Raw genomic sequence first — 26,418 nt, 5'->3', positions numbered from 1 at the left:
GCGTTTTTCCGTTTTGGCCCCGCCTCAGCCCTTGCCCGACAGCCGCCGCACATTGGCGCGGGTGCGCTTGCGATAGGGGCGCAGCGCCGCCGCCATGACCCGGTCGGCGCGCTCGCCCCGCCCGGCAGCGCGCAGCGCGGCATGCAGCGCCTCGGACGCGGCATCGGCCTTTTCGATCACCATGCGCTGCGGCTCGGCGGCGTCCTGGCGCAAAAGCCCGATCATTCCCGCCGTGCGCAGCGCGATTACCATCTGCGATTCCCAGGTCAGCCGCGTCATCTGCTGCCACAAAAGCAGCTGCGCCTGCATGGCCGAAAAATTCATCATACCGAAACTCATCACGAATTCCCTTGAACGAAGAACAGGCGAAGCAGGCTGCCCCCGCGGCAAGGAAATGCCAAGGCCCGGCTTATGGTGGTTCTTTGCCCTATGGCGTTGTTGCAGCACCCGGTATAGAGGGAAAACCATGACCAAATCCGTGACGCTCCGACGCCCCGACGACTGGCACCTGCACCTGCGCGATGGCGCCATGTTGCAGGCAGTGGCTTCATTTTCCAGCCATTTTGGCCGCGCGATCATCATGCCGAACCTGGTGCCGCCGGTGGTGACCGGGGCGCAGGCCGCAGCCTATCGCGACCGCATCCGCGCGGCCCTGGGGCCGAAAATGACGTTGCGTCCGCTGATGACGCTTTACCTGACCGAAACCACCGACCCGGCCGATGTGCTGGCCGCCCATGCGGCAGGCATCATCGCGGCGGTCAAGCTGTACCCGGCCGGCGCGACCACCAATTCGGCCTCGGGCGTGCGCGATTTCGACAAGGTGCGCGGCGTGCTGGAGGCCATGGCCCAGGCCGGCATCCCGCTCTGCTTCCATGGCGAGGTGACGGACCCGGCGGTGGACATCTTCGACCGCGAGGCCGCGTTCATCGACCGGGTGCTGGACCCGATCCGCCGCGCCACGCCCGGCCTGCGGGTGGTGATGGAACATATCACCACCTCGGACGGGGTGGATTACGTCGCGGGCAACGACGACATCGGCGCCACCATCACCACCCATCACCTGGTCATCAACCGCAACCACATCCTGGCGGGCGGCATCCGGCCGCATTATTATTGCCTGCCGGTCGCCAAGCGCGAAACGCACCGGCTGGCGCTGCGCCGCGCCGCGGTCTCGGGCGATGCGCGCTTCTTCCTGGGCACCGATTCGGCGCCGCACCCGGACCACGCCAAGGAATCGGCCTGCGGCTGCGCCGGCTGCTTCACCGCGCCCAACACCATGTCGATCCTGGCCCAGGTTTTCGAGGACGAAGGCGCGCTCGACCGGCTCGAAGGCTTCACCGCACTCAACGGCGCCGCTTTCTACGGCATGAAGCCGAACCAGGACCGCATCCGCCTGGTCCGGCGCGATACGCCCGCCGCATATCCGACCCATATCCCCGCCGGCGACGAGACCGTCACCGTCTTCGACCCCGGCTTCCCGCTTTACTGGCACGTCGAGGATCCCGCATGACCCTGCCCTTCCCCCCGCATGAGGAAATCGCCCGGCTGACCGCGCGCATGCTGCTGGAAATCAAGGCGGTGCATTTCAACGCGGCCGAGCCCTTTACCTATGCCTCGCGGCTGAAGGGGCCGACCTATATCGACTGCCGCAAGCTGATCAGCTTTCCGCGCATCCGCGCGACGCTGATGGATTTCCTGGCCGCAACCGTGCTGCGCGAGGCGGGCTTCGCCGCCTTCGACAACGTGGCCGGCGGCGAGACGGCGGGCATCCCCTTTGCCGCCTGGGTGGCCGAGCGGCTGGAACTGCCGATGACCTATGTGCGCAAGAAGCCCAAGGGCTACGGCCGCAACGCCCGCATCGAGGGCACGATGACCGAGGGCCAGCGCGTGCTGCTGGTCGAAGACCTGACCACCGACGGCGGCAGTAAGCTGAGCTTCGTCGACGCGATCCGCGAGACCGGCGCGACCTGCGGCCATACGGCGGTGATCTTTTATTACGGCATCTTCCCGGAAACCACCCAGCGCCTGGCGGATCACGGGGTCAAGCTGCACCATCTTTGCACCTGGTGGGACGTGCTGGCCGAGGCCAAGGCGCAGGGTTTCTACGATCAGGCGACGCTGGCCGAGGTCGAAAGCTTCCTGACCGATCCCCGCGCCTGGCAGGCCGCCCATCCCTGATCCGGCCCGGCCTGCGGGCGTAGCGCCCGGCAGCACGGCCGCATGGGTATTTAAGAAACGGTGAAGGCCGGAGGCCGCGCCTGGTCTTTCTCCGTTTTTCAAATACCCATGCCGCCCTTGCCGCCGGCGCAGGCGCGGCATTCCGCCCACAGCTTATCCACAGCATATCCCGATGGACCGCGGGGCGCATAAGGTGGATAACGACCCCCAGCCGAGTCGAAGGTCGGAGACCAGGGGATGAGCGAGTTGCGCGCCGTCGAAATCAGGAAACCCGGCGAGATCGCCGAAGCCGCGGCCGCGCAGGCGGTGCCCTTTTCGATCGAGGCCGAGCAGCAATTGCTGGGCGCGCTGCTGACCAATAACGAGGTCTACGACCACGTCTCGCGCATCATCCAGGCCGGGCATTTCTACGACCCGGTCCATCGCCGCATCTACGAGATCTGCGCCGAGCGCATCGCCAGGAACGCCCTGGCCAGCCCGGTCACGATCAAGGCCTTCATGGAACATGACGCCGGGCTGAAGGAACTGGGCGGCCCGGCCTATCTGGCGCGGCTGGCGGGGGCGGCGATTTCGTCCCATGCGGCGCGGGACTATGCGCAGATGATCCGCGAATTCGCCCTGCGGCGCGAATTGATCGGGCTGGGGCAGGACATCGCCGCACGCGCCTCGACCGTCACCGTCAGCGATTCCGCCGAAGAGCAGATCAAGGAAGCCGAGCAGATCCTTTACAAGCTGGGCGAGCAGGGCGTGGCCGAGCGCGGCTTTCAAAGCTTCCTCGCCGCCGTCACCGGGGCGCTGAATGCCGCCAATGCCGCCTTCAGCCGCGGCGGCGGGCTGTCGGGGATCTCGACCGGGCTTGTGGACCTGGACGGCAAGATGGGCGGCTTGAACCGTTCGGACTTGATCATCCTGGCCGGGCGGCCGTCCATGGGCAAGACCTCGCTGGCCACCAACATCGCCTTCAACGTCGCCAAGGTGCATCGCCTGGGCGAATTTCCCGATGGCAGCCATGGCACGGTGGCGGGCGGCGTCGTGGGCTTTTTCAGCCTGGAGATGTCGGCCGAACAACTGGCCGCGCGCATCCTGTCCGAGGCGGCCGAAGTGCCCAGCGAGGCGATCCGCCGCGGCGACATGACCGAGGACGAGTTCCGCCGCTTCGTCAAGGCGGCGCATGACTTGCAGAACTGCCCGCTTTACATCGACGACACGCCGGCCCTGCCGATCAACCAGCTTGCGGCGCGGGCCCGCAAGCTCAAGCGCACCATGGGGCTGGACCTGCTGATCGTGGACTATCTCCAGCTTCTGCGCGCCGCCTCGGCCAAGGACAGCCGTGTCAACGAGGTCAGCGAAATCACCCAGGGCCTGAAAGCCATCGCCAAGGAACTGGACATCCCCGTCGTCGCGCTGTCGCAGCTATCGCGCCAGGTCGAGGCGCGCGAGGACAAGCGCCCGCAGCTTTCGGACCTGCGCGAATCCGGCAGTATCGAGCAGGACGCCGATATCGTCATGTTCGTCTTTCGCGAGGAATATTACCGCGAGCGGGAAAAGCCCGCCGACCACGACCTGGACAAGATGGCCAACTGGCAGCAGATCATGGAATCCTGCCACGGCAAGGCCGAGGTCATCATCGGCAAGCAGCGCCACGGCCCCATCGGCACGGTCGAGCTGTCCTTCGAGGGCCGCTTTACCCGCTTCGGCAACCTGGAAAAACATCGCAGTTGGGATCGCCCTGAATGAACCTGCCGGTGCCTTTCGTCACCATCGGCCTGCTGATCCTGTCGAACCTGTTCATGACCGTCGCCTGGTACGGGCATCTGAAGTTCAAGGCGGTGCCGCTTTTCCTGGTCATCCTGGCAAGCTGGGGCATCGCCTTTTTCGAATACCTGTTGCAGGTGCCGGCGAACCGCTTGGGCTATGGCCATTTCAGCGCCGCCCAGCTCAAGACCATCCAGGAGGTGGTCAGCCTGTCGGTCTTTGTGCTGTTTTCCTGGGCCTGGCTGGGCGAGAAGCTGACCTGGAACGTCGCGGCGGGCTTTGCCTGCATCGGGTTCGGCGCGTTCCTGATCTTCCAGGGCCCTGGCACCGGCCCGAACTGATGCGGCATGCTGGCGCAGGCAAGCGATTGCCTTTGCACGCGGGCCGGGCAAAACTGCCTGCATGAACAGTCCCCCCCTTTCCGCGCCGCGCCGGCCCAGCATTGTGACCCTTGTCTCGATCTCGGCGGCGGGGGCGCTTTCCATGAACATCTTCCTGCCGTCGCTGCCGGCGATGGCGCGGGATTTCGGCGTGGAATACAGCTTCATGCAGCTTTCGGTCTCGGCCTTTCTGGGGGTCAGCGCGGTGCTGCAACTGCTTTGCGGGCCGATCAGCGACAGGTTCGGGCGGCGGCCGGTCGTGCTGGGCTCTTTCGCCATCTTCCTGGTGGCGACGGTGGGGGCGCTGCTGGCCAGGGATGCCGCCTGGTTCATGGTCTTCCGGCTGATCCAGGCGGTGGCCACCACCGGCTTCGTGATCAGCCGTGCCGTGGTGCGCGACATCGTCCCGGCCGAACAGGCGGCCAGCATGATCGGCTATGTCACCATGGGCATGTCGCTGGTGCCGATGATCGCGCCCACGCTTGGCGGCGTGCTGGACGAGACCCTGGGCTGGCGCGCCAGTTTCGTTGCCATGGGGCTGATCGGGCTGGCGGTCATGGCGCTTTGCGCCTTTGACCTGAACGAGACGGCGCGCGGCGGCGGCGTGCCGCTGCGCCAGCAGATCGCCACCTATCCGGTGCTGGCCCGGTCGCAGCGATTCTGGGGCTATGCGCTGGCGGCGACGCTTAGCGCCGGGTCGTTCTATGCCTATCTGGGCGGCGCGCCTTTCGTGGGCCAGGTGGTGCTGCACCTGTCCCCGGCCGAGGTCGGCTATTGGTTCGCCGGCCCCTCGATCGGCTATGCGCTGGGGAATTACCTGTCGGCGCGCTTTTCGACCCGGATCGGCATGAACCGGATGATCCTGATCGGCGCGATGCTCTGCTCGGTCTTTCTGCTGCTGGCGCTGGCGGTGGACCTGATGGACAGGCTGACGCCGCTGGTGTTTTTCGGCGCGGTCGGGCTGATGGGGCTGGGCAACGGCATGGTCCTGCCCAATGCCAATGCCGGGATGATGAGCGTGCGCCCCGAACTTGCCGGCACCGCCAGCGGGCTGGGGGGCGCGATGGCGGTGGCCGGCGGCGCGGGCCTGGCCGCCCTGGCCGGGGCGTTGCTGGACGCCGAATCGGGCGCGGCGCCGCTGCTGATCATCATGGCCAGTTCGGCCATCGCCTCGATCGGCTTCGCGCTTTGGGTGATCATCCGGGAAAGACAGGTCATCGCCGGGCGCTGATCCCCCTTGCCGCGCCACCTTTGCAAAGCGTATGGCTGCTTTGCAAAAAGGGGGTCTCGCATGGCCACACAAAAGATCTATGCCGGCGTCGCCCTGCGCGAGACGCGCGCCCGTGCCGGCCTGACCCAGCGCGCCTTTGCCGACCGGCTGGGCGTGTCGCTGCCCTATCTGTCGCAGATGGAAAACAACCACCGCCCGGTTTCCGCCGGGGTGCTGCTGAAGCTGGCGTCGGAATTTTCGGTCGATCTGGGCGCCATGGCCGTGGGCGATGCCGAGCGCATGGTGATGGACATGGCCGAGGCGCTGGCCGATCCGCTGTTCGACGCCGCGCCGCCGCGCGCCGACCTGCGGCTGGCCGCGACCAATGCCCCGGCGCTGGCCCGCGCCTTTCTGGACCTTTACCGCGCCCATCGCGAGGGGCAAGAGCGGCTGGCGGCGCTGGACGAGGCGCTGGGGGCGGGGGCGCAGAACGCCACCCCCTCGCCCTGGGAAGAGGTGCGGGACTTCTTTCACTATTGCGACAATTATATCGACGCCGTGGACCGCGCCGCCGAACATTTCGCCCGCTCGCGCCCCGACCTGCGGCCGCTGGACCGCGCCCTGGCGGCCCTGGCCGAGCGCGGGATCGAGGTGACGCTGGCCGAACTGGGCAGCGGCCCGGTCTATCTGCGCGAGGGCAGGCGCATCACGCTGAACGCCGCCGCCGAACCGCCGACGCAAGCCTTTCAACTGCTGCACCTGCTGGCGCTAGAGACGCGCGGCGACCTGCTGGAAGCGACGCTGGACATGGCGCGGTTCCGCAGCGCCTCGGCCCGCGAGATCGCCCGGCTGGGGCTGGCCAACTTCTTTGCCGGCGCGGCGATGATGCCCTATGCCCGCTTCCTGGCCACCGCCCGCGAAGAACGGCACGACCTGGAGCGGCTGGCGCATCTGTTCCACGCCTCGCTGGAACAGGTCGCGCACAGGCTTTCGACCCTGCAACGCGGCGGCGACCGCGGCGTGCCGTTCTTTTTCGTCCGCGTCGACCAGGCCGGCACCATCACCAAGCGCCATTCCGCCACGCGCATGCAATTCGCCCGCTTCGGCGGCGCTTGCCCCCTGTGGAACGTGCATCAGGCGTTCGAGACCCCCGGCCGCTTCCTGCGCCAACTGGCCGAGACGCCGGACGGCAAGCGCTATCTGCTGCTGGCGCGGGACGTGTCGAAACCGGCGGGCGCCTTTGGCGCGCCGGTGCGCCGCTTTGCCATCGGCCTGGGCTGCGAGATCAGCCATGCCCGCGATGTGGTCTATGCCGACGGGCTGGACCTGGGCAATCCGCTGCTGTTCGAGCCGATCGGCGTGTCCTGCCGCATCTGTCCCCGGCCGAACTGCCATCAGCGATCGGTGCCGCCCGTGGACCGGCATATCCGCATTCCGCAGGACCGCCCCGGTCCCCTGCCCTATGAGATCGCGTGAAACCGCGACAAACGCGCCATTTCAGTTGGGGTTCCTTGCTTCGCCGAGAAAACCCGTGGGAATCGCCTGCCCTCGGGCGCTGGCCGGCGGCCGCTGCCCAATGGCAAGGCAGTTGGGAATGCCGCGACAAATGCCCGCAGCCTGGCCGCCATAGGCTGCAACGAAGCTGATATTCCTAAATATTTTTAGAGATTTATGCAGAGCATTGCCTCTTTCAACCCGTGATTGCGTCAAGCGGCCAGATCGCCACCGGCGAATATCCACCGGGGGACCGCGCCGGTATCGGCATCAATCCGCCCAAGGATTGGGCAAATATCCCGTGGTTGTTGCGCTTTGACCACAGGTCGGATTTATCCGGGCCAGCCACGGCTGGGTCTGTCCGGCGGATCGGCCCAAACAAAGATGGACCAGGGACATTGCGCATCATCCATAGCCTGAATGCGGTGCTTGAACGCCGGCTGCCAGAGCAGCGCCTTTTCCTGAAATCGGACAAGGCCACCCGCTTCCTTCGCCTGCGGCCCTTTACCCAGCTTCTTGGCCTGGGCGGGATCGCCCTGGTCTTCGGCTGGTCGATCATCGCCAGTTCCATCCTGGTCGTCGATGCGGTCAACACCGGCTCGACCCGCAACGAGGCACGGCTGGCGCAAGGCGCGCTGGAGGCGCGGCTGACCGATCTTTCGGCCGAGCGCGACCGCCGCGCCGCCGAAGCGGTTGCCGCACAGGACCGCTTTGCCATGGCGCTGGACCAGGTGTCGCACATGCAGTCCATGCTGTTGGAATCCGAGGCGCGGCGGCGGGAACTGGAAACCGGCCTGGCCGCGGTGCAGGCCAGCCTGACACAGGCGGTCAAGAACCAGCAGGACTCCCCCGCGCTGGCCAATGCCGGCGATCAGGCCAATCCGGCCCGCACCGCGGAATTGCAGGCCGCGCTGGATATCCTGGCGGGCGAACTGGACCAGGCCGCCGGACAGCGCGCCGGCGCCCTGCGCGAGGCCGAGGATGCCCGACGCCTGGCCGATGCCGTCACCCTGGAACGTGACCAGATCGTCGCCCGCAACGACGAGATCCTGTCGCAACTGGAAGACGCCGTCTCGGTCTCGATCAAGCCGCTGGACGACATGTTCCGCAGCGTCGGCATGAACCCCGACGAGATCCTGCGCACCGTGCGCCGCGGCTATGCCGGCCAGGGCGGCCCGCTGAACCCGATCAGCTATTCCTCAAGCGGCAATGCCGAGATCACCCAGGGCGAAGCCAAGGCCAACGAGATCCTGATCACCCTGGACCAGGTGAACCGCTATCGCATCGCGGTCGAAAAGATGCCCCTGGCCATGCCGGTCCAGTCCAGCTTTCGCTATAGCTCGACCTTTGGTCGCCGCTGGGGACGGATGCACGAAGGCATCGACCTGGCCGCGCCGGTCGGCACGGCGATCCATGCCACCGGCGACGGCGTCGTGACCTTTGCCGGCTGGCAGCGCGGCTATGGCAACCTGATCAAGATCAAGCACGAGCTGGGGACCGAAACCCGCTATGGCCACCTGTCCAAGATTCGCGTGAAGGTGGGCCAAAAGGTATCGCGCGGCAGCCGGATCGGTGATATGGGCAATACCGGCAGATCGACCGGGCCGCATCTTCACTATGAGGTGCGCGTGAACGGTCGGGCCGTGGACCCCATGAGCTTCATCAAGGCAGCCCAAAATGTTTTCTAAGACCCGTGTCACCGAACCAGGCCCCCGCACCCAGCCGACGCCCGAATCCGAACCGCCGCGCGGCCTTGACACGAGCTATGACATGCCCCCCGCAGCGCCGGCGCGGGCGCGCACAGCACCTTCGGTCCTGTCCTCGGACCTGACCGTCACCGGCAATATCCAGACCCAGGGCGACATCCAGGTCGAAGGCACGGTCGAAGGCGACATCCGCGCCCATCAGCTTGTCGTCGGCGACAGCGCCACCATCCGCGGCGAAATCGTCGCCGAAGAGGTGGTGGTGAACGGCCGCGTCATCGGCCGTGTCCGCGGCCTCAAGGTGCGGCTGACCGCCACCGCGCGGGTCGAGGGCGACATCATCCACAAGACCATCGCCATCGAATCCGGCGCCCATTTCGAAGGGTCCGTCCAGCGCCAGGAAGACCCGCTGGCCAATGGCGTCACCAAGAAGCTGGCCCCGCCGGCCGGCCGCGGCAGCGACAAGGACGGCGAGGCCGGATGATCGGCCCGTTCCGGGACAGACAGGACAAGGGCGGCCGCCGGGCCGCCCTTGTTCGTTTGCGCCGAGCCTGATCTGCCCCCCGCCTAGACTAGGGTTCGGGGTCGGGCATCAGCAGGCGATACATGTGCCAACTGGCATGGCCCAGCACCGGCAGCACGACGAACAGCCCCAGAAACAGCGGCACGATGCCGGCGAACAGCAGCGTGGCGATGACCACGGCCCAGGACAGCATGACCGGCAGGTTCGCCGCCACCGCCTGAAAGCTGGCGATGATGGCCGAGACCAGATCGACCTCGCGGTCCAGGATCAGCGGCAGGCCCACCACGGTGATCGAAAACAGGAACGCGGCGAAGCCCGCGCCGATCGCCGTGCCCGCCGCCAGCATGACCAGCCCGCGGCCTTGCAGCAGCACGTCGGGCGAGGTGGTGATGTTGGTCAGCGCGGACACCCCCATGAACAGGGCAAAGGTGGTATGGGCGACAAAGACCCAGAACATGAAAAGCAGCAGGATGACCATGGCCATGGACGGGATCTGCCGGTCCTTTTGCGCGACGACCAGCGCCAGCACCTCGCGCCAGACCAGCGGCCGGTCCGATTCGATTCGCCGGCTGACCTCGTATAGGCCGACGGCCGCAAAGGGCGCGATCAGCGGAAAGCCGACGATAAAGGGCATCAGCCACCATTCCCGCCCCGCAGCCGTTGCGACCGCGGTCAGCACCAGCCCGCCCGCGACATAGAAGGCCGCAAACAGCAGGCCAAAGGCCGGGGCGCGGCGGAAATCCCGCCAGCCCGCCACCAGCACCGCCGGAATGGCCTCGACCCCGATCACATCGGGCATGGGAATGTCGTCTGGGCCCCGGTCGGGCAAGGGATCGGGCAGCGGCGGCCGCTCGGGTTCGGGGATGGGGGTGGGAATGGGCCTGGGATCCGAATCGGTCGCTACCATCTGTTCCTCCGTCAATAGGACAAATGTTAGCAGGCCCGCGGCAAAGAAAAAGCCTTAGCGTGCGAAGCGGGCCGTCAGGGCATCCCGGACGCCGGGCGACACGAATTTCGACACATCCCCGCCCAGCCGCGCGATTTCCTTGACCAGTTTCGAGGCGATGGCCTGGCGGCGGGCATCGGCCATCAGGAACACCGTCTCGATGCTTTCGTCCATGGCGCGGTTCATGCCGACCATCTGGAATTCGTATTCGAAATCCGCCACCGCGCGCAGCCCGCGCACGATCACCTTGGCGCCGACATCGCGGGCGCAGTCGATCAGCAGGTTGTCAAAGGGATGGACCACGATTTCGCCGCCGCGCCGGGCGACGATGCGGTCGCATTCCTCGCGCACCATGGCGACCCGGTCCTCCAGCGAGAAAAGCGGGCTCTTGTCGCGGTTGATGGCCACGCCGATCACCAGCCGGTCCACCAGTTCCAGCGCGCGCTGGATGATGTCGAGATGACCCATGGTGATGGGATCGAAGGTGCCTGGGTATAGCCCGATGCGCATTGGGGTTGCCTTCTCCTCGCCGAATTGCGGCAGTCAAACAGGATTCCGGCAACCGATGCAAGGCCATGCGGCAGCGCGGCAATTCGCGCAGCCGCGGCCGGCGGCCGGTTCAGTTGCCCATGATCATGCCGGTCAGCGCCTCTTTCTCTGCCGCAAGCTCCTTGAGCCGGGCCGACACGGCGTCCCCGATCGAGATGATGCCGATCATCGCGCCCTCGTCGTCCAGCACCGGCAGGTGGCGAAAGCGGCCTTGCGTCATGCGGTCCAGGATCACCAGCGCATCTTCGCCGATGGTGCAGGTCGCCAGCTTGCGCGTCATCATCTCGGCGATGGGCAGTTCCAGCACGGCGGTGCCCCGCCTGCTTAATTCGCGCACGATGTCGCGTTCGGACAGGATGCCCAGCGGCACCTTGCCATCGTCGGAAACCACGATCGCACCGATGCGCTTTTCCGAAAGCAGCCTGGCGGCATCGGCCACGCTGGCGGTCGGGGCGACGGTGAAAATCTCGCCGCTGGCTTTCATCGCAAGGATCTGGTTGACAAGCATCGCTCTTCTCCTCCGGGCTGGCGAAAACTGCCTCTGGCGCCCAGCGTCACCCCAGCCGGGTCCGGCGTCAAGCCCGATGTCGCGGTGCAGCGATCAAGGGATGAGACGCGCCTGAAGCCGCGCCACTTCGGCGCGGATGCCCTGCGCCAGCGCCTCGGCCAGCCGGTTCATCCGCTGCGAGCGGCGGTCGTCGGCATGGCGGATCAGCCAGAAGCTGCGCCTTAGGCTGATCTCGTCGGTCAGCACCCGCCGCACGCCGGGGCAGAAGGGAATGGCGAAATCATGGACGATGCCCAGGCCCGCGCCCATGCGGATGGCCTGCATCTGCACCGAAACCGAGTTCGAGGTCAGCGCCGCCCATTCCACCCCGGTCTCGGCCAGGTAGTCCAGTTCGCGGTCGAAGATCATGTCGGCGATATAGCCGATCATGCGATGGCCGCGCAGATCCGCGCGCCCGCGGATCGGCGGATGGGCGCGCAAGTAATCTTCATGCGCGGCCAGGTGAAGCTGATAGTCGGTCAGCCGCTGCACCACCAGCCGCCCGGCCTGCGGCTGCGACACGGCGACGGCCATGTCCGCCTCGCGCTTGGACAGATTGAAGACCCGCGGCAGGGCGACGATCTGGATCTCCAGCCGCGGATGCGCCTCTGACAGGCGCGCGCAGACCTGCGGCAACAGGTAGTTGGCGCAGCCGTCCGGGGCGCCGATGCGCAATTGCCCGGTCAGATCGCCGGGACCCGACAGCGCCTCTTGCGCGCTGCCCATAGCCGCCTCGACCGCTTCGGCATGGGGAAGCAGCCTTTCGCCCTCGGGGGCCAGGCCATAGCCCTGCGGCGTCTTGACGAAAAGCTTGGCCCCCAACGCGCCTTCCAGCCGCGCCACCCGCCGGCCGACGGTCGAGGCGTCGATGCCAAGCCGCCGCCCCGCCCCCGACAGGCTGTCGGCGCGCGCCACCGCCAGAAAGATGCGCAGATCGTCCCAATCCATGCCCGCCACCTTTGCAGAAATGCAAAACCCTTTTGCCAGACTTCCTCTTTTTCCGGCAATGCTGCAAGTCTATGATCCCTCCGAAACCTGAACCCTTCGGGAGGCACCCATGGAAGAACTGAGCCACTGGATCGACGGCAAAGAGGTCAAGGGCACCTCGGGCCGCTTCAGCGATGTGATGAACCCGGCGACCGGCGAGGTGATCGCCCGCCTGCCGCTGGCCACCCCGGCCGAACTGGATGCCGCGGTGCGCAGCGCCGAAAAGGCACAGGTCGGATGGGCCGCCACCAACCCGCAGCGCCGCGCGCGGGTGATGATGAAATTCGCCCAGCTTATCCAGGACAACATGGACGCCCTGGCCGAGCTGGTTTCGCGCGAACACGGCAAGACCCTGCCCGACGCGCGCGGCGACGTGCAGCGCGGGCTGGAGGTGATCGAGGTCTGCATGGGCGCGCCCGCGATGCTCAAGGGCGAGTTCACCGACAATGGCGGCCCCGGCATCGACCTTTATTCCATGCGCCAGCCGCTGGGCGTGGTCGCGGGCATCACCCCCTTCAACTTCCCGGCGATGATTCCGTTGTGGAAGATGGGTCCGGCGCTGGTGTCCGGCAACGCGATGATCCTGAAACCGTCCGAGCGCGTGCCCTCGACCTCGATCATGCTGGCCAAGCTCGCGCAACAGGCCGGGCTGCCCGACGGCGTGCTGCAAGTCGTCAACGGCGACAAGGAGATCGTGGACGCGATCCTGGACCACCCGACCGTGCAGGCGGTGGGCTTCGTCGGCTCGACCCCGATCGCGCAATATATCTATGGCCGCGCGGCGACCAACGGCAAGCGCGCGCAATGTTTCGGCGGCGCCAAGAACCACATGCTGATCATGCCCGATGCCGACCTGGACAAGGCGGCGGATGCGCTGGTCGGCGCCGGCTTCGGCGCGGCGGGGGAACGCTGCATGGCGATCTCGGTCGCGGTGCCGGTGGGCGACAAGACCGCCGACGCGCTGATCGAGCGGCTGATCCCCAAGATCGAAAAGCTGAAGGTCGGCCCCTATACCGCCGGCGAGGACGTGGATTTCGGCCCGGTCATCACCAAGGCCGCGCAGGAACGCATCGACCGGCTGATCGAATCCGGCGTGGACCAGGGCGCCAAGCTGGTCGTCGACGGCCGCGGGCTGAAGATCCAGGGCTATGAGAACGGCTTTTTCTGCGGCCCGTCGCTGTTCGACAACGTGACCCGCGACATGGAGATCTACAAGGAAGAGATCTTCGGCCCGGTGCTGTCCACCGTGCGCGCGCAAAGCTACGAGGACGCGCTGAACCTGGTCATGGACAACGACTATGGCAACGGCACGGCGATCTATACCGCCGATGGCGACACGGCGCGCGACTTTGCCAGCCGGGTGAACGTGGGCATGGTCGGCATCAACTTCCCGATCCCGGTGCCGCTGAGCTATTACAGCTTTGGCGGCTGGAAGAAGTCGGCCTTTGGCGACCTGAACCAATACGGCCCGGACGCCTTCCGCTTCTACACCAAGACCAAGACCGTCACCGCCCGCTGGTTTTCCGGCATCAAGGACGGCGTGGCGCTGAACTTCAAGGCCATGGACTGACGGCTGGGGCGGATGGGGGCTCTGCCCCCGCATGCCCTGCACCCCTGGACGGGGTGCCGGGCATGCCCCCCCGGGATATTTGGACACGAAAGAAGCCAAGGCGCGCGCAGGATCGTCGCCCCGGCTTTTGCAGCGGGTTGAAAAACTGGTGCAACATTTCCCGGCCATGGCCGGACAGGACATATCGTCGAATGACATGAGGGGGAGAGCATGGATTTCGCGCTGAGCGAGGAACAGCAGGCGATCTTCGATCTGGCCCGCGATTTCGGGGCCGATCACATCGCGCCGCATGCCCGGCAATGGGAAAACGAAGGCACCATTCCCCGCGAGTTGTGGGCGCGCGCGGCCGAACTGGGCCTGGGCGGCATCTATGTCGGCGAGGATCACGGCGGCACCGGGCTTTCGCGGCTGGACGCCACGCTGGTCTTCGAAGCGCTGGCCATGGCCTGCCCCTCGGTCGGGTCGTTCCTGTCGATCCATAACATGTGCGGCGGCATGATCGACAAGTTCGGCACCGACGCGAACAAGGCGCGCTGGCTGCCCGGCCTGTGCAGCATGGAAAAGGTGTTTTCCTATTGCCTGACCGAGCCGGGCTCGGGCTCGGACGCCGCGGCGCTGCGCACGCGGGCCGAACGGGTGCCGGGCGGCTGGAAGCTGAACGGAACCAAGGCCTTCATCTCGGGCGGGGGCTATTCGGATTGCTACCTGGTCATGGCCCGCACCGGCCAGGATGGGCCCAAAGGCATCTCGACCCTGCTGGTCGAGGCAGGGACGCCCGGCCTATCCTTTGGCGCGCCCGAGCAGAAGATGGGCTGGAAGGCGCAGCCGACCGCGCAGGTGCAGTTCGACGACTGCATCATCCCCGAGGAAAACCTGATCGGCGAGGAAGGCCGCGGCTTTGCCTATGCCATGGCAGGCCTGGACGGCGGGCGGCTGAACATCTCGGCCGGCGCCCTGGGCGGCGCGCAGGCGGCGCTGGACGCGACGCTGCGCTATATGGGCGAACGGCGCGCCTTCGGCCAGACGCTGGACCAGTTTCAGGCGCTGCAATTCCGCCTGGCCGAGATGGAGACGGCGCTGCAATCCTCGCGCATCTTCCTGCGCCAGGCGGCGTGGATGCTGGACCGGGGCGAACGCGACGCGACCAGGTTCTGCGCCATGGCCAAGCTGCATGTGACCGACCGCGCCTTTGATGTCGCCAATCAATGCCTGCAATTGCATGGCGGCTACGGCTATCTTGCCGATTACGGGATCGAGAAGATCGTTCGCGACCTGCGCGTGCACCAGATTCTGGAAGGCACCAACGAGATCATGCGGCTGATCATCGCCCGCGCCCTGCTGGCGGAGCGTGACTGATGGCCGATATCATCATCCGCAAGGACCGCCGCGCCGGGCGGCTGACCTTTGACCGGCCGCAGGCGCTGAACGCGCTGAGCCACGACATGGCGCTGGCCATCGACGCGGCGCTGCAAGAGTGGCGCGATGATCCCGAGGTGGCGCTGGTCCTGATCGACGCCGCGGGCGAGCGCGCCTTTTGCTCGGGCGGCGACATCGCCGCGGTCTATCGCGCCGGGCTCGCGGGCGACCACCGGGTCGGGCGCGACTTCTTTCGCGACGAATACCGCATGAACGCCCGGATCAAGGAATATCCCAAGCCCATCGTCGCGCTGATGCAGGGCTTCGTCATGGGCGGCGGGGTCGGCGTCGGCGGCCATGCCAGTCACCGCATCGTCGGCGACACGACCCAGATCGCCATGCCGGAATGCGGCATCGGCTTGATCCCGGACGTCGGCGGTAGCTGGCTGCTGGGCCATGCGCCGGGGCATGTCGGCGAATATCTGGGCCTGACCGGGGCGCGCATGGGACCGGGCGACGCGATCTTTGCCGGCTTTGCGGACAGCTATATCCTCGAGGCGGAATGGCCGGCGCTGATCGAGCGGCTGGCGGAAACCGGCGACGTGGCCGCCATCCAGGGCCGCCCCCGCCCCGAGGCGCCGCTGGAGGGCCGCGACCTTGCGGCCTTTGGCGCGGTCTCGGTCGCCGAGATTGCGGCCGCGCTGGAAGCGGCGGGCGACGAGGCGGCGCTGAAACCCTTGCGCCGCAACTCGCCCCTGTCGATGGCGGCGACGCTGGCGCTGGTGCGCGCGGCGCGCGGCGACGCCCGCCTGCGCGACAGCCTGGCGCGCGAGCTGCGCTTTACCGCCCGCGCCACGGCGGAAAGCGATTTCCTGGAAGGGGTGCGGGCGCAGATCATCGACAAGGACCGCAATCCGCAATGGTCCGCCGATGCCGGCCCCGCGCATGTCGCGGCGATGCTGGCGCCGCTGGGCGAGGATGAAATCGAATGGGAGGATGGCAAATGAAGATCGGATTCATCGGCTTGGGCAATATGGGCGGCCCGATGGCGGCCAATCTGGTCAAGGCGGGGCACGCGGTCGCGGGCTTCGACCTGGCCGCGCCGATGCCCGAGGGCGTCGCCAAGGCGGCGACGGCGGCCGAGGCGGCCCAGGGCGCCGATGTGGTCATCACCATGCTGCCGAACGGCGCCATCCTGCGCGCGGTCGCCGATCAGGTGATCCCGGCCATGGCTGCCGGCGCGGTGTTCTGCGACTGCTCGACGGTGGATGTGGAAAGCGCCCGCGCGGCGGCGGCGCAGGCGCAGGCGGCGGGCCTGGGCGCGCTTGACGCGCCGGTCTCGGGCGGGGTCGGCGGCGCCAGCGCCGGCACGCTGACCTTCATGGTCGGCGGCGACGCCACGGCCTTCGACAAGGTGAAGCCGCTTTTCGACGTGATGGGGCAAAAGGCCGTGCATTGCGGCCAGGCGGGCGCGGGCCAAGCGGCCAAGATCTGCAACAACATGATCCTGGGCGCGACCATGATCGCCACTTGCGAAGCCTTTGCGCTGGCCGACAAGCTGGGGCTGGACCGCGCGAGGATGTTCGACGTGGTCTCGACCTCGTCGGGCTATAGCTGGTCGATGAACGCCTATTGCCCGGCGCCGGGCGTGGGTCCGCAATCGCCCGCCGACAACGGCTATCGTCCCGGCTTTGCCGCCGAGCTGATGCTGAAGGACCTGCGGCTTAGCCAGCAGGCCGCCGAGGCCGTGGATGCCGACACGCCGATGGGCGAACTGGCCGCCGCGCTTTACGCCCGCTTCGTCGAGGATGAGGACGGAAAGGGCAAGGACTTCTCGGCCATGCTGCCCAGGTTCGAGGCGCGGCACCGCAAGGGCTGATTTCTCGCCCTCGTGAAGGAGCCGATCCGGGGTTCGTGGCGTTTAACCCTTGATTGGGTTTTCTGTGCCAGGCTGATACCATGTTGCGTGATCGTCCTAGCCTGTTCGTCGCCGCCGGATTTCTAGCCGCCTTGGCCACGGCCTGCATGGGGCAGCAGGCGGGGCGGGCGGATCAGGCGGCGGCCCCCGCGGATCGGCCGGCTGTGCTGCGCGTCGGTGACCGGCTGGAGGATGCGCGGCTGCACATGGTGACACGCCCCGGCCTTTACGGCATGAGCCAGGCGCCGGCTGGCAGCCGCTACGGCATCGTGGACGGCAAGCTGATCCGATATGACCCGGAAAGCGCCCAGGTGCTGTCGATCATTCGCCAGGTGGACCGGATCGTGGACTAGCCTTGCAGCAGCGACCGCGCCGCCTCTTTCGCGGCCGGCGTGATCTCTTCGCCCGACAGCATGCGCGCGATTTCCTCGACCCGCTGGCTTGCGGTCAGGGCGCCCACGTTCGAGGTGGTCATGCCGCCCTGGACGGATTTCGCCACCCTGAAATGATGCCCGCCAAGCGCCGCGACCTGCGGGCTGTGGGTGACGACCAGCACCTGCGCACCTTCGGCCAGCCGGGCCAGGCGCCGGCCGACGGCATCGGCGGTAGCACCGCCCACGCCGCGGTCGATCTCGTCAAAGATCAGCACCAGCGCGTCGTTGCCGCGCGCCAGGCAGACCTTGAGCGCCAGCAGAAAGCGCGACAATTCGCCGCCCGAGGCGATGCGGTCCAGCGGCCCGGCAGGCGCGCCGGGATTGGTCGCAACGGTAAAGGCCACGGCATCGCCGCCATCCGGGCCCGGTTCGGCCGGGGACAGGCGGGTTTCAAAGACCGCGCGCTCCATCTTCAGCGGCGCAAGCTCGGCCGCCATCGCGGCATCAAGCCGCTTGGCCGCCGCGGCGCGCTGCTGCGTCAAGGCGGCCGCCGCCGCGTGATAGCCGGCATCGGCCGCCGCCATGGCGTCGCGCAGGCGCGCCAGGTCGCCCTCGCCGGCGTCGAGCCGGCCCAGCCGCGACCGCAATTCATCCGCAAGCCCGGCCAGGTCGTCGGCCAGCACGTCATGCTTGCGGGCCAGGGCGCGCAGGGCGAACAGCCGCTCTTCGGTCGCCTCTAGCTCGCTTGGGTCGAAATCCAGCGCATCCAGCGCCGATTCGACGCCGGAAACCGCTTCTCCCAGTTCGATCAGCGCCCGTTGCAGGGCAGCGGCGGGGGCCTCCAGCCGGCCCTCGGCCCGCTCGGCTGCGCCGTCCAGCCAGCGCACGGCGTCCAGCATCGCGCCTTCGGCCCCCTCGGTGCCCAGGGCCTGCAAGGCGCGCGCCACATCGTCGCGGATACGCTCGGCCCCCTGCATGGCGCGGCGGCGGGTGTCCAGTTCTGCCTCTTCGCCGGGGCGGGGGTCCAGCTTGTCCAGTTCGGCGACGGCATGGCGCAGGAAATCCTCTTCGCCCCTGGCGGCGGCCAGCGCCGTCTCGGCCCGGTCCAGCGCGGCGCGCGCCTCGCGCCGGGCGGCCCAGGCGGCACGGACCGGCCCCAGCTCTGCCCCGGCAAAGGCGTCCAGCAGCAGCCGGTGGCCGCGGGGGTTCAAAAGCCCGCGGTCGTCATGCTGGCCGTGCAGTTCCACCAGCAGTTCCGAAAGCGTGCGCAAGACCTCGCCCGAGGCGCGGCGGTCGTTGATCCAGCCGGTCTTGCGCCCGTCGCCGCCATTCACCCGGCGAATGATCAATTCGTCCGAAACCGGAAACCCCGCCTCGTCCAGCAGGGTGCGGGCGGGATGGCCGGGCGGCAGGTCGAAGACCGCCGTCACCTCGCCCTGGCTGGCACCGGCGCGCACCAGGTCGGCGCGGCCGCGCCAGCCCAGCACGAAGCCCAGGCAATCCAGCAGGATCGACTTGCCCGCCCCCGTCTCTCCGGTCAGCACGTTCAGGCCCGGCCGGAACTCAAGCTCCAGCCGGTCGATCAGCAATATGTCGCGAATGTCGAGATGCCGCAGCATCGCCGCGCTACAACCACTTGCCTTGGACGACCTGGCGATAGACCCGCGTCAGCCAGCTATCGCCGCGCGCTTCGGCCTGCAAGCCACGACCGCGCAACTGCGCATGGGCATCGCGGTAGAAGGGCGAGGACTGGAAGTTGTGGCCCAGGATCGCGCCCGCGGTCTGCGCCTCGTCATTCAGGCCAAGCGCCAGATAGGCCTCGACCAGGCGCATCAGCGCCTCGGGCGTGTGGGTGGTGGTCTGGAATTCCTCGACCACGACGCGGAAGCGGTTGATCGCCGCGGCGTAATGCCCGCGCTTGAGGTAGTAGCGGCCGATCTCCATCTCTTTCGCGGCCAGATGGTCAAAGGCCAGGTCGAATTTCAGGATGGCCGAGCGGGCATATTCCGTGTCGGGATATTGCTCGATCACCTCGCGCAGCGCCTGGAGCGCCTGGAAGGTCAGGCCCTGGTCGCGCCCGACCTCGTCGATCTGGTCGTAATAGGACAGGGCCAGCAGGTATTTGGCATAGGCCGCATCCTCGTCGCCGGGATAGGTGTCGATGAACCGCTGGGCGGCGCCCCGCGCCTCTTCGTAGTCGCGGGCGCGGTGATGGGCATAGGCCTGCATGATCAGCGCCCGCTTGGCCCATTCGGAATAGGGGTAAAGCCGCTCGACCTCGGAAAAATAGGTCACGGCATCCTCGGGGCGGCGCGAATTTTCCAATTCGTATTCGCCGCGCTTGTAGATCTGTTCGGCGGTGAAATTCTCGAACGATTCGGGTTTCTTGCCCGCCCCGCCGGAACAGCCCGCCACAAGGCCCAACGACAGCACAGCCGCGACCAAGGAACCCGATCTGATGCCCGTCATTCCACCCTGCCCGTCAGAAATTCACGTCGCCGCAGGGGCGGAACGCCCGCGCGGCCCGGCCGTCCTAGCACAGAAAATCGGGCTGCGCAAAATGCCAAAACGGCAAAATGGGCGGCGGGACCGTCACTGTCAGGCGACGGCGAGCTGGCGGGCGCGCGGCAGCAGCCGCGCGGCCGAAGCCAGAACGCCCGCGCCCGGCAGGCGGTTTTCCATCGCCGGGGTCAGCGTTACCCATTCCCAGGCGTCCGGCTGGGCGAACAGCGCCCGCAGCAGCCGGTTGGTCATGGCGTGCCCGGCGCGGTGCCCGGTATAGCGGGCCAGCAGCGGCGCCCCGGCCAGTGCAAGATCGCCCACCGCGTCCAGCATCTTGTGGCGCACGGCCTCGTCGCGGTGGCGCAGCCCGCCCGGCGACAGGATCTTGTCGCCATCGACCACCACGGCGTTCAGATAGGTGCCACCCAGCGCCAGGCCGTTTTGCTGCATCTGCACCACATCCGCCTGGCGGCAAAAGGTGCGGCTGTCCATCAATTCGTGCACGAAACTGCCATTGGCCATGTCCAGCCGCTTTTCCTGGCGGCCGATGGCGGCATCGGCGAAGTCGATGTCGAAATGGATTTCCAGGTGGTCGGCGGGCGACAGGCGGGCAAAGGCTTCGCCCTGCTGCACCTCGACCTCGCGCAGCACCCGCAGGGCGCGCAGCGGCGCGCCGGGCTGTTGGCGCAGGCCGGCTTCCAGGATGCCCTGCACGAAAGGCGCGGCCGAACCGTCCAGGATCGGCACCTCCGGCCCGTTCACCTCGACCACGGCATTGTTGATGCCGGTGCCCGACAGCGCGGCCATCACATGTTCGACCGTCGAAACGGTGGCGCCGCGGCCATTGTCCAGCAAGGTGCAAAGCTGCGACGGCGTGACATGGTCCCAGCGGGCCGGGATGCGGGCGCGGTCCAGGTCGGTGCGCACAAAGACGATGCCGTGCCCCGCCGGGGCCGGCAGGATGGCCAGCCGCACGGCCGCACCCGAATGCAGTCCGACGCCGCGGAACTGGGCTTTCTGAGCGATGGTGGTCTGCATGGTCTTGCCTGCCGTTTCTGTCACTTGCCTTGTCACGGCCTTCCGCCGTCTGGGGATGAGTTAGGCACGCGCGGCCGATTGCTCAAATAACCTTTTGTGACGGGGTGAAACAATCGCGGGCGGGGTTCTGCGCACCCCCGCCGCCTTTTGGCAAACCCATGGTTTACTTACGAAAAAGGACCGCCGAAGCGGTCCTTCACCAATCCGTCGCCGGAATCTTGTGATCGGCTCAGTTTGCCTGGCGGCGCAGGAAAGCCGGGATTTCGACATTGGCGCCGGCCCGGTCGGGGCTGCCCAGATCGTCGAAACCGGCATCCAGCCCGCTGCGGTGGCGCGCCGCGACACGCTCGTTCACGCGCTCGGCGATGGTCGAGGCGGTCGGCTTGTCGGCCTGTTCGCCATGGCCCGAGATGCGCTCCAGCATCCGGCTTAGCCCGCCCATGCGGCCCTGGGCGCGGCCCTGTTCGGCCTGGGGCTGCTGTTGCTGCGTCGCGCGCTGCTGCTGGGCGGCCTGGCGCTCGGGCGCCTTTTGCACGGCGGCGGCCAGGCGCTGCATCACCTCGTCCGAGGGGGTGCCGGCCGGGGCCTGGGGCCGGCGGCTGGGCGCGACGAAACCGCCGGCATCGGCATTCAGCGCGTCCCCTGCGGCCGCAGGGGTGGCCGGCTGGCGCAGGTCCGGCTGATAGGCGGGACGCGGCATGTCGTCATGGTCGCGATAGGCGGCCTGGGCCGGGTGCTGCACACGGGCCGCGGGCGCGGATTCGGCCAGCGGCGCGGCGCGGCGCGGCGGGATCTGCGCCTCTTCCTCGACCGGCTTATGCGCGACGGCGGGGTTCTGGGTCAGCGGCTCTTTCATGCCGCGGCGCGGGGCCGGGATTTCGGCCGCGGTGGCGTCGATGCCGGTCGCCACGACCGAAACGCGGATCGTGCCCTCCATCGAAGGGTCCAGGGTCGAGCCGACGATGATATTGGCATCGGCATGGACCTTTTCGCGGATCTTCTCGGCCGCCTCGTCCATCTCGAACAGGGTCAGGTCGTAGCCGCCGGTGATGTTGATCAGCACGCCCTTGGCGCCGGTCAGGCTGATTTCGTCCAGCAGCGGGTTGGCGATGGCCTTTTCGGCGGCCTGCACGGCGCGGTTCTCGCCGGTGGCCTCGCCTGCGCCCATCATCGCCTTGCCCATCTCGTCCATCACCGCGCGCACGTCGGCGAAGTCCAGGTTGATCAGGCCGGGCCGCACCATCAGGTCGGTCACGCCCTTGACGCCCTGGTAAAGCACGTCGTCGGCCATGGCGAAGGCTTCGGTGAAGGTGGTCTTTTCGTTGGCCAGCCGGAACAGGTTCTGGTTCGGCACCACGATCAGGGTGTCCACGACCTTTTGCAGCGCCTCGACGCCCTCGTCGGCCTGGCGCATGCGCTTGGCGCCTTCGAACTGGAAGGGCTTGGTCACGACGCCGACGGTCAGGATGCCCATCTCGCGCGCGGCCTGGGCGATGATCGGGGCGGCGCCGGTGCCGGTGCCGCCGCCCATGCCGGCGGTGATGAAGCACATATGCGCGCCCATCAGATGGTCGACGATGTCCTCGATGGTTTCCTCGGCGGCCTTGGCGCCGATCGAGGGCTTGGCGCCGGCGCCCAGCCCCTCGGTCACTTTCGGGCCGATCTGGATGCGGCTTTCCGCCTTGGAGGCTTGCAGCGCCTGGGCGTCGGTATTCGCCACGACGAACTCGACACCCTCCAGCTCCTTGTCGATCATGTTGTTGACCGCATTGCCGCCCGCGCCGCCGACGCCGAAGACGGTAATGCGCGGCTTCAGTTCCTGGTCATCATTCAGCATCAGGTGAATCTGCCGTTCCATGTCTCGCCTGCCTTCATCTGTTGCGCCGGACATCTGCGCCGTCCGGTCGAATCCCCGTATTCCGTCCAGCCTAGCCAGATTCGCACCAACCGTCACCCGAAAAACACAGTCCCCACACCAAATATCGCGGGGTATACTGGGGTTTTCGGCGGCATCTTGCCCATACTCCTGCATGTGGTGGGGACGCAAGCCCGCACCACCGCATCCGGGTTCCGCGCCCCTACCAGTTGTGGCGGAACCAGCGATAGGCCCGGCGCAGGCTGCGCGCCGGGTAATGTTCGGCGGGCATGTCGAAATCCCACCACTCGTCCTGCGGATGCGCCGTCAGCAGCGCCAGCCCGATGGCCGAGGAAAAGCCCGGCGCGGTCGCGTTATGCGGCAGGCCCTGGATGCGCAGCGGCCGGCCGATGCGCACGTTCTGGCCCAGCATGCGCGCGGCAAGCTGGTCCAGTCCGGGGATCTGGCTGCCGCCGCCGGTCAGCACGATCTGGCGCGAAGGCATGCAGTCGAACCCCGCCGCGTCCAGTATCTCGCCGACCTTTTCCAGGATCTCCTCGACCCGCGGACGCATGATGCCGATCAGGTCGGCGCGGCTGACGGCGCGGCGATCCGTCTCCCAGTCGCCGGTCTCGCCGCCCAGTTCGATCATCTCGCGGTCGTCGCGGCCGGTGGCCTCCAGCCCGCCATGCAGGGTCTTGAGCCGCTCGGCCACGGCATGGCTGACGCGCAGGCCCTTGGCGATGTCCTGGGTGATCAGCTCGCCGCCGAAGCGGACGGCATCGGCAAAGATCATGTGCTTCTTGATGAAGACCGAAACCCCGGTCGTGCCGCCGCCCAGATCGATGCAGGCGGCGCCCAGTTCCTGTTCGTCCTCGACCAGCGCCGCCAGCCCCGCGGCGTATGAGGCCGAGGCCACCCCCGCCAGTTCCATGTCGCAGCGCCGGATGCAATGCACCAGGTTGCTGGCCGCGTCGCCGTCGATGGTCAGCACATGCATGTCGCAGGCCAGGCTGCCGCCCGACTGGTCGCGCGGGTCCGACAGGCCCGAGCGGCCGTCAAGGGCGAAGTTCACCGGCTGGGCGTGCAGCACCTCGCGGCCGCGCCCGAAATCGGGCACCTCGCAGGCGGCCAGGACGCGGGCCACGTCGCCCTCGCCGACCTTGCCGGCGGGCAGGGTGATCTCGCCCGCCAGGCCGTAGCTGGCCGGGCGCGCGCCCGAGATGGCGGCGATGACGTGATCGACGCGGACGCCCGCCACCTTTTGCGCCGACTGGATCACGGTGCGGATGGCGCGCTCGGTTTCGGCCATGACCTCGATCTCGCCATAGCGCATGCCGCGGGCGCGGGTGGTGGCGGTGCCGATGACGCGGAAATTCGACTGGCCGGCCATGGGGCCGACGCCGTCGGTTTCGCGAAACTGGCTGGGGCCGTCGAATTGCAGCACCAGGCAGGCGATCTTCGAGGTTCCGATGTCCAGAACCGCGATCACGCCGCGCTGCATGGCTTGGCGGCGCATGCTCCGCATTGCGCGCTGGCCCTGATACAGATCCTTCATTCGCTGCCTCCTTACGCTCTCAGCCGCTTGTCTTTGTGCCGGTCGCGGCCTTTGCCGTCGCCTCGGGCGAAAGCGGCAGCCCGTCCGGGCCCAGATCCGGCTGGCCGCGAACCCGGCGGATGGCGTTTTGCGCATCCAGCCCCAGCCGGACCACCGGCCGCGTCTCTTGCCGCAGGTCCACGACCGTGAGGTCGCGGTCCAGCATGTGCAGCGCGCCGTCCAGGGCGATGGCGCGTTCCAGCGCCTGAAGCGCCTTGTCCTCGGGCAGCTTGATGCGCTGTCCGCGATCCAGCACCACGTCCCAGCGCCGCTCGCCCATGCGCTCCAGCCCGCGCAGGCGTGGCAGGATCGGCCCGGCGGCGTCGATCAGCGCCAGCGCCTCGCGCGCGGCCCGGTCGGCGCCTGCGCCCGCGATGATCGGCAGATCGCTGCGCACCTCGCGCGATGTGACCGAGGCGACGCGATGCCCGGTCTTGTCCAGCAATTCGATGCCGCGGGCATGGCGCCACAGCACCGCCGGCACCCGCTCGGTCACGACGGCCGACAGCACCCCGCCGGGCTTGATGCGCAGGTCCACGGTTTCGACCGCGTCGAGCTTGAGCACCCGTTCGCGCAGCTTTTCCAGGTCGATCTCGAAGCTGGATGCCGGCAGGTCCACGGGCAGCATGGCGCGCAGCCCCTTGTCCACCGCGGGCGAGGCGCCCTCGATCGTCATCATCCCGACCATGAATTCGTCGCGATGCTGGATGCGGTCGACGATGGCGTCGATGCCGCCGGTCAGGTTGGCGCGGCGGGTCTCGTCCGACAGCCAGATCCCCACCACCAGCGCCGCAAGAAAGGCCGGCAGCCCGACATGCACCAGCCGCCGCACCAGCGGCCGCAGCATCATCCGGTTCAGCCGATAGGCCAGCCGCGAGGGCGCCGGATCCTTGCGCGGCACGCGGGCCGCCGCCGGGGTGGGACGCGCGGGCGCAGGGCGCACCGGCGCGGGCCGGCCGCCCGGCCCCTGGCCGCGGTGAAAGGGGTTCAGGCCCTGCATAGCGCCTCCTCGACGATCCAGCGGCAAAGGGCCGGGAAATCCATGCCGGCATGGACCGCCTGCTCGGGGGCAAGCGAGGTGGGGGTCATGCCGGGCTGGGTGTTCACCTCCAGGATGACCAGCCCGTCCAGCCCGCGGCCTTCGTCCCAGCGGAAATCGGTGCGGGTCAGGCCGCGGCACCCTAGCGCCTGGTGCGCACGCACGGCTTGCTCGCGGCAGGCGGCGGCGATTTTTTCGGGGATTTCGGCGGGGATGACATGACGCGAGCCGCCGGGCTTGTATTTGGCGTCATAGTCATACCAGCCCTCGGTCATGATCTCGGTCACGCCAAGCGCGCGGTCGCCCAGGACGGCCACGGTCAGTTCGCGGCCGGGCGCATAGGTTTCCACCATGACCCGCGCCGGCATCTGCTCGGAAAGCTGCGGCGGGCCGTTCGCGGCCTCGTGCACGATATAGACCCCGACCGAGGAACCTTCGTCATTGGGCTTGACCACATAGGGGGGCGCCATGACATGGCGGGCGCGCACCTCGTCGGCATCGGCGACCAGCCCCTCCAGCACCGGCAGGCCGGCAAGGCGCAGGATCTCCTTGGCGCGGGTCTTGTCCATGGCCAGGGCCGAGGCCAGGACGCCGGAATGCGTATAGCGCCAGCCCAGCCATTCCAGCAGGCCCTGGACGCAGCCGTCTTCGCCCCAACGGCCATGCAGGGCGTTGAAGACCACGTCCGGCGCGTGTTCGGCCAGACGCGCGGGCAGATCCCTGCCCGCATCCAATTCCACGACTTCATAGCCCGCCTGCCGCAGCGCCATTGCGCATTCACGCCCCGACGACAGCGAAACCTCGCGCTCGGCCGAGGGTCCGCCCATCAGGACCACGACTTTCGGGGCCGTCCTGCTCGACCTGCCCGCCAATTTTTGCCTCATGACCCCGGTTGAT

General features: G+C 67.8%; 25 protein-coding genes. 13 read left to right on the top strand and 12 right to left on the bottom strand.

All coding sequences use genetic code 11. The annotated features are described in order from the left end of the window. Positions 1–24 precede the first annotated feature (24 nt). Positions 25–339: an antibiotic ABC transporter gene (locus F3H32_RS03680; RefSeq protein ID WP_115754323.1), complete on the bottom strand. Its 315-nt coding sequence runs from the start codon at positions 337–339 to the stop codon at positions 25–27. Positions 340–466: 127 nt separating this feature from the next. On the opposite strand from F3H32_RS03680, the gene pyrC reads away from it, so the two are divergent. From pyrC to F3H32_RS03640, 8 genes are all read left to right on the top strand, one after another. Further along, positions 467–1,510 carry a dihydroorotase gene (gene pyrC, locus F3H32_RS03675; protein ID WP_149764500.1) on the top strand — a complete coding sequence of 348 codons (1,044 nt, stop codon included), beginning with the start codon at positions 467–469 and terminating at the stop codon, positions 1,508–1,510. Beyond that, complete coding sequence (locus F3H32_RS03670; protein WP_149764498.1) at positions 1,507–2,178, top strand: orotate phosphoribosyltransferase; 672 nt, start codon at positions 1,507–1,509, stop codon at positions 2,176–2,178. Before pyrC ends, F3H32_RS03670 begins: the two co-directional genes overlap by 4 nt. A 237-nt stretch (positions 2,179–2,415) precedes the next feature. Next, positions 2,416–3,915, top strand: a complete 1,500-nt coding sequence (locus F3H32_RS03665; RefSeq protein WP_149764497.1) for a replicative DNA helicase — start codon at positions 2,416–2,418, stop codon at positions 3,913–3,915. Continuing rightward, positions 3,912–4,274, top strand: a complete 363-nt coding sequence (locus F3H32_RS03660) for a DMT family protein (protein WP_149764495.1) — start codon at positions 3,912–3,914, stop codon at positions 4,272–4,274. The genes F3H32_RS03665 and F3H32_RS03660 overlap by 4 nt, the downstream gene beginning before the upstream one ends. 61 nt (positions 4,275–4,335) lie before the next feature. Then, positions 4,336–5,544, top strand: a complete 1,209-nt coding sequence (locus tag F3H32_RS03655; protein WP_149764493.1) for a multidrug effflux MFS transporter — start codon at positions 4,336–4,338, stop codon at positions 5,542–5,544. 60 nt (positions 5,545–5,604) lie between these two features. Beyond that, positions 5,605–6,999: a helix-turn-helix domain-containing protein gene (locus tag F3H32_RS03650; protein ID WP_115754317.1), complete on the top strand. Its 1,395-nt coding sequence runs from the start codon at positions 5,605–5,607 to the stop codon at positions 6,997–6,999. 416 nt (positions 7,000–7,415) lie between these two features. Then, the gene (locus F3H32_RS03645; RefSeq protein ID WP_149764491.1) at positions 7,416–8,705 is read left to right on the top strand and encodes a M23 family metallopeptidase; all 1,290 of its coding nucleotides are present in this window, start codon (positions 7,416–7,418) and stop codon (positions 8,703–8,705) included. After that, entirely contained in the window at positions 8,695–9,204 is a 510-nt protein-coding gene (locus F3H32_RS03640) for a bactofilin family protein (RefSeq protein ID WP_115754315.1), read from the top strand. The genes F3H32_RS03645 and F3H32_RS03640 overlap by 11 nt, the downstream gene beginning before the upstream one ends. Before the next feature lie 88 nt (positions 9,205–9,292). On the opposite strand, the gene F3H32_RS03635 is transcribed toward F3H32_RS03640, so the two are convergent. The 4 genes from F3H32_RS03635 to F3H32_RS03620 form a co-directional block, all read right to left on the bottom strand. Next, positions 9,293–10,150: a DUF2189 domain-containing protein gene (locus tag F3H32_RS03635; protein ID WP_149764489.1), complete on the bottom strand. Its 858-nt coding sequence runs from the start codon at positions 10,148–10,150 to the stop codon at positions 9,293–9,295. Positions 10,151–10,204: 54 nt separating this feature from the next. Next, positions 10,205–10,699, bottom strand: a complete 495-nt coding sequence (gene coaD, locus F3H32_RS03630; protein WP_149764487.1) for a pantetheine-phosphate adenylyltransferase — start codon at positions 10,697–10,699, stop codon at positions 10,205–10,207. 109 nt (positions 10,700–10,808) lie between these two features. Continuing rightward, positions 10,809–11,246 (bottom strand): CBS domain-containing protein, encoded by a 438-nt coding sequence (locus F3H32_RS03625; RefSeq protein ID WP_115754313.1) that lies wholly within the window; start codon positions 11,244–11,246, stop codon positions 10,809–10,811. Positions 11,247–11,339: 93 nt separating this feature from the next. Next, the gene (locus tag F3H32_RS03620) at positions 11,340–12,233 is read right to left on the bottom strand and encodes a LysR family transcriptional regulator (RefSeq protein ID WP_149764485.1); all 894 of its coding nucleotides are present in this window, start codon (positions 12,231–12,233) and stop codon (positions 11,340–11,342) included. A gap of 109 nt (positions 12,234–12,342) precedes the next feature. On the opposite strand from F3H32_RS03620, the gene F3H32_RS03615 reads away from it, so the two are divergent. From F3H32_RS03615 to F3H32_RS03595, 5 genes are all read left to right on the top strand, one after another. Continuing rightward, complete coding sequence (locus tag F3H32_RS03615; RefSeq protein WP_149764483.1) at positions 12,343–13,842, top strand: CoA-acylating methylmalonate-semialdehyde dehydrogenase; 1,500 nt, start codon at positions 12,343–12,345, stop codon at positions 13,840–13,842. Between the two features lie 210 nt (positions 13,843–14,052). After that, complete coding sequence (locus tag F3H32_RS03610; RefSeq protein WP_149764481.1) at positions 14,053–15,198, top strand: acyl-CoA dehydrogenase family protein; 1,146 nt, start codon at positions 14,053–14,055, stop codon at positions 15,196–15,198. Further along, positions 15,198–16,205 (top strand): enoyl-CoA hydratase/isomerase family protein, encoded by a 1,008-nt coding sequence (locus F3H32_RS03605; RefSeq protein WP_149764479.1) that lies wholly within the window; start codon positions 15,198–15,200, stop codon positions 16,203–16,205. The genes F3H32_RS03610 and F3H32_RS03605 overlap by 1 nt, the downstream gene beginning before the upstream one ends. Continuing rightward, positions 16,202–17,077, top strand: coding sequence for a 3-hydroxyisobutyrate dehydrogenase (gene mmsB / locus F3H32_RS03600; RefSeq protein ID WP_149764478.1), 876 nt, complete (start codon positions 16,202–16,204; stop codon positions 17,075–17,077). The genes F3H32_RS03605 and mmsB overlap by 4 nt, the downstream gene beginning before the upstream one ends. 80 nt (positions 17,078–17,157) lie before the next feature. Further along, positions 17,158–17,469 carry a hypothetical protein gene (locus F3H32_RS03595; protein WP_149764476.1) on the top strand — a complete coding sequence of 104 codons (312 nt, stop codon included), beginning with the start codon at positions 17,158–17,160 and terminating at the stop codon, positions 17,467–17,469. Here F3H32_RS03595 and recN read toward each other — a convergent pair. The 7 genes from recN to F3H32_RS03560 all read right to left on the bottom strand — a co-directional run bounded on the left by recN (position 17,466) and on the right by F3H32_RS03560 (position 26,405). Further along, a complete protein-coding gene (recN, locus tag F3H32_RS03590) occupies positions 17,466–19,109 on the bottom strand; it encodes a DNA repair protein RecN (protein ID WP_149764474.1) in 1,644 nt (547 codons plus the stop codon). The two genes, F3H32_RS03595 and recN, sit on opposite strands and share 4 nt — an antisense overlap. Positions 19,110–19,116: 7 nt before the next feature. Beyond that, the gene (locus F3H32_RS03585) at positions 19,117–19,959 is read right to left on the bottom strand and encodes an outer membrane protein assembly factor BamD (RefSeq protein WP_115756429.1); all 843 of its coding nucleotides are present in this window, start codon (positions 19,957–19,959) and stop codon (positions 19,117–19,119) included. Between the two features lie 129 nt (positions 19,960–20,088). Continuing rightward, entirely contained in the window at positions 20,089–21,030 is a 942-nt protein-coding gene (lpxC, locus tag F3H32_RS03580) for a UDP-3-O-acyl-N-acetylglucosamine deacetylase (protein ID WP_149764472.1), read from the bottom strand. A 229-nt stretch (positions 21,031–21,259) separates the two neighbouring features. Beyond that, positions 21,260–22,888 (bottom strand): cell division protein FtsZ, encoded by a 1,629-nt coding sequence (gene ftsZ, locus F3H32_RS03575; protein ID WP_149764470.1) that lies wholly within the window; start codon positions 22,886–22,888, stop codon positions 21,260–21,262. A 220-nt stretch (positions 22,889–23,108) separates the two neighbouring features. Beyond that, positions 23,109–24,443 carry a cell division protein FtsA gene (ftsA, locus tag F3H32_RS03570; RefSeq protein ID WP_149764468.1) on the bottom strand — a complete coding sequence of 445 codons (1,335 nt, stop codon included), beginning with the start codon at positions 24,441–24,443 and terminating at the stop codon, positions 23,109–23,111. A gap of 19 nt (positions 24,444–24,462) precedes the next feature. Further along, positions 24,463–25,482, bottom strand: coding sequence for a cell division protein FtsQ/DivIB (locus F3H32_RS03565; protein WP_149764466.1), 1,020 nt, complete (start codon positions 25,480–25,482; stop codon positions 24,463–24,465). Beyond that, complete coding sequence (locus F3H32_RS03560; RefSeq protein WP_149764464.1) at positions 25,470–26,405, bottom strand: D-alanine--D-alanine ligase; 936 nt, start codon at positions 26,403–26,405, stop codon at positions 25,470–25,472. Before F3H32_RS03560 ends, F3H32_RS03565 begins: the two co-directional genes overlap by 13 nt. Positions 26,406–26,418 lie beyond the last annotated feature (13 nt).

Origin of the sequence: Paracoccus thiocyanatus (assembly GCF_900156255.1) — a bacterium.
GTDB classification, from domain to species: Bacteria; Pseudomonadota; Alphaproteobacteria; order Rhodobacterales; family Rhodobacteraceae; genus Paracoccus; species Paracoccus thiocyanatus.
The sequence above is the reverse complement of the archived record's forward strand: the minus strand, read 5'-3'. Positions and strand labels throughout refer to the sequence as shown.

Coding starts and splice junctions, on each gene's coding strand:
- F3H32_RS03585 (WP_115756429.1), bottom strand. CDS start 19,959: ATGACGGGCATCAGATCGGGTTCCTTGGTCGCGGCTGTGCTGTCGTTG.
- recN (WP_149764474.1), bottom strand. CDS start 19,109: ATGCTGCGGCATCTCGACATTCGCGACATATTGCTGATCGACCGGCTG.
- F3H32_RS03670 (WP_149764498.1), top strand. CDS start 1,507: ATGACCCTGCCCTTCCCCCCGCATGAGGAAATCGCCCGGCTGACCGCG.
- F3H32_RS03625 (WP_115754313.1), bottom strand. CDS start 11,246: ATGCTTGTCAACCAGATCCTTGCGATGAAAGCCAGCGGCGAGATTTTC.
- F3H32_RS03620 (WP_149764485.1), bottom strand. CDS start 12,233: ATGGATTGGGACGATCTGCGCATCTTTCTGGCGGTGGCGCGCGCCGAC.
- ftsA (WP_149764468.1), bottom strand. CDS start 24,443: ATGAAGGATCTGTATCAGGGCCAGCGCGCAATGCGGAGCATGCGCCGC.
- F3H32_RS03640 (WP_115754315.1), top strand. CDS start 8,695: ATGTTTTCTAAGACCCGTGTCACCGAACCAGGCCCCCGCACCCAGCCG.
- F3H32_RS03560 (WP_149764464.1), bottom strand. CDS start 26,405: ATGAGGCAAAAATTGGCGGGCAGGTCGAGCAGGACGGCCCCGAAAGTC.
- F3H32_RS03610 (WP_149764481.1), top strand. CDS start 14,053: ATGGATTTCGCGCTGAGCGAGGAACAGCAGGCGATCTTCGATCTGGCC.
- pyrC (WP_149764500.1), top strand. CDS start 467: ATGACCAAATCCGTGACGCTCCGACGCCCCGACGACTGGCACCTGCAC.
- mmsB (WP_149764478.1), top strand. CDS start 16,202: ATGAAGATCGGATTCATCGGCTTGGGCAATATGGGCGGCCCGATGGCG.
- F3H32_RS03680 (WP_115754323.1), bottom strand. CDS start 339: ATGAGTTTCGGTATGATGAATTTTTCGGCCATGCAGGCGCAGCTGCTT.
- F3H32_RS03605 (WP_149764479.1), top strand. CDS start 15,198: ATGGCCGATATCATCATCCGCAAGGACCGCCGCGCCGGGCGGCTGACC.
- coaD (WP_149764487.1), bottom strand. CDS start 10,699: ATGCGCATCGGGCTATACCCAGGCACCTTCGATCCCATCACCATGGGT.
- F3H32_RS03665 (WP_149764497.1), top strand. CDS start 2,416: ATGAGCGAGTTGCGCGCCGTCGAAATCAGGAAACCCGGCGAGATCGCC.
- lpxC (WP_149764472.1), bottom strand. CDS start 21,030: ATGCAGACCACCATCGCTCAGAAAGCCCAGTTCCGCGGCGTCGGACTG.
- F3H32_RS03650 (WP_115754317.1), top strand. CDS start 5,605: ATGGCCACACAAAAGATCTATGCCGGCGTCGCCCTGCGCGAGACGCGC.
- F3H32_RS03660 (WP_149764495.1), top strand. CDS start 3,912: ATGAACCTGCCGGTGCCTTTCGTCACCATCGGCCTGCTGATCCTGTCG.
- F3H32_RS03615 (WP_149764483.1), top strand. CDS start 12,343: ATGGAAGAACTGAGCCACTGGATCGACGGCAAAGAGGTCAAGGGCACC.
- F3H32_RS03635 (WP_149764489.1), bottom strand. CDS start 10,150: ATGGTAGCGACCGATTCGGATCCCAGGCCCATTCCCACCCCCATCCCC.
- F3H32_RS03595 (WP_149764476.1), top strand. CDS start 17,158: ATGTTGCGTGATCGTCCTAGCCTGTTCGTCGCCGCCGGATTTCTAGCC.
- ftsZ (WP_149764470.1), bottom strand. CDS start 22,888: ATGGAACGGCAGATTCACCTGATGCTGAATGATGACCAGGAACTGAAG.
- F3H32_RS03655 (WP_149764493.1), top strand. CDS start 4,336: ATGAACAGTCCCCCCCTTTCCGCGCCGCGCCGGCCCAGCATTGTGACC.
- F3H32_RS03565 (WP_149764466.1), bottom strand. CDS start 25,482: ATGCAGGGCCTGAACCCCTTTCACCGCGGCCAGGGGCCGGGCGGCCGG.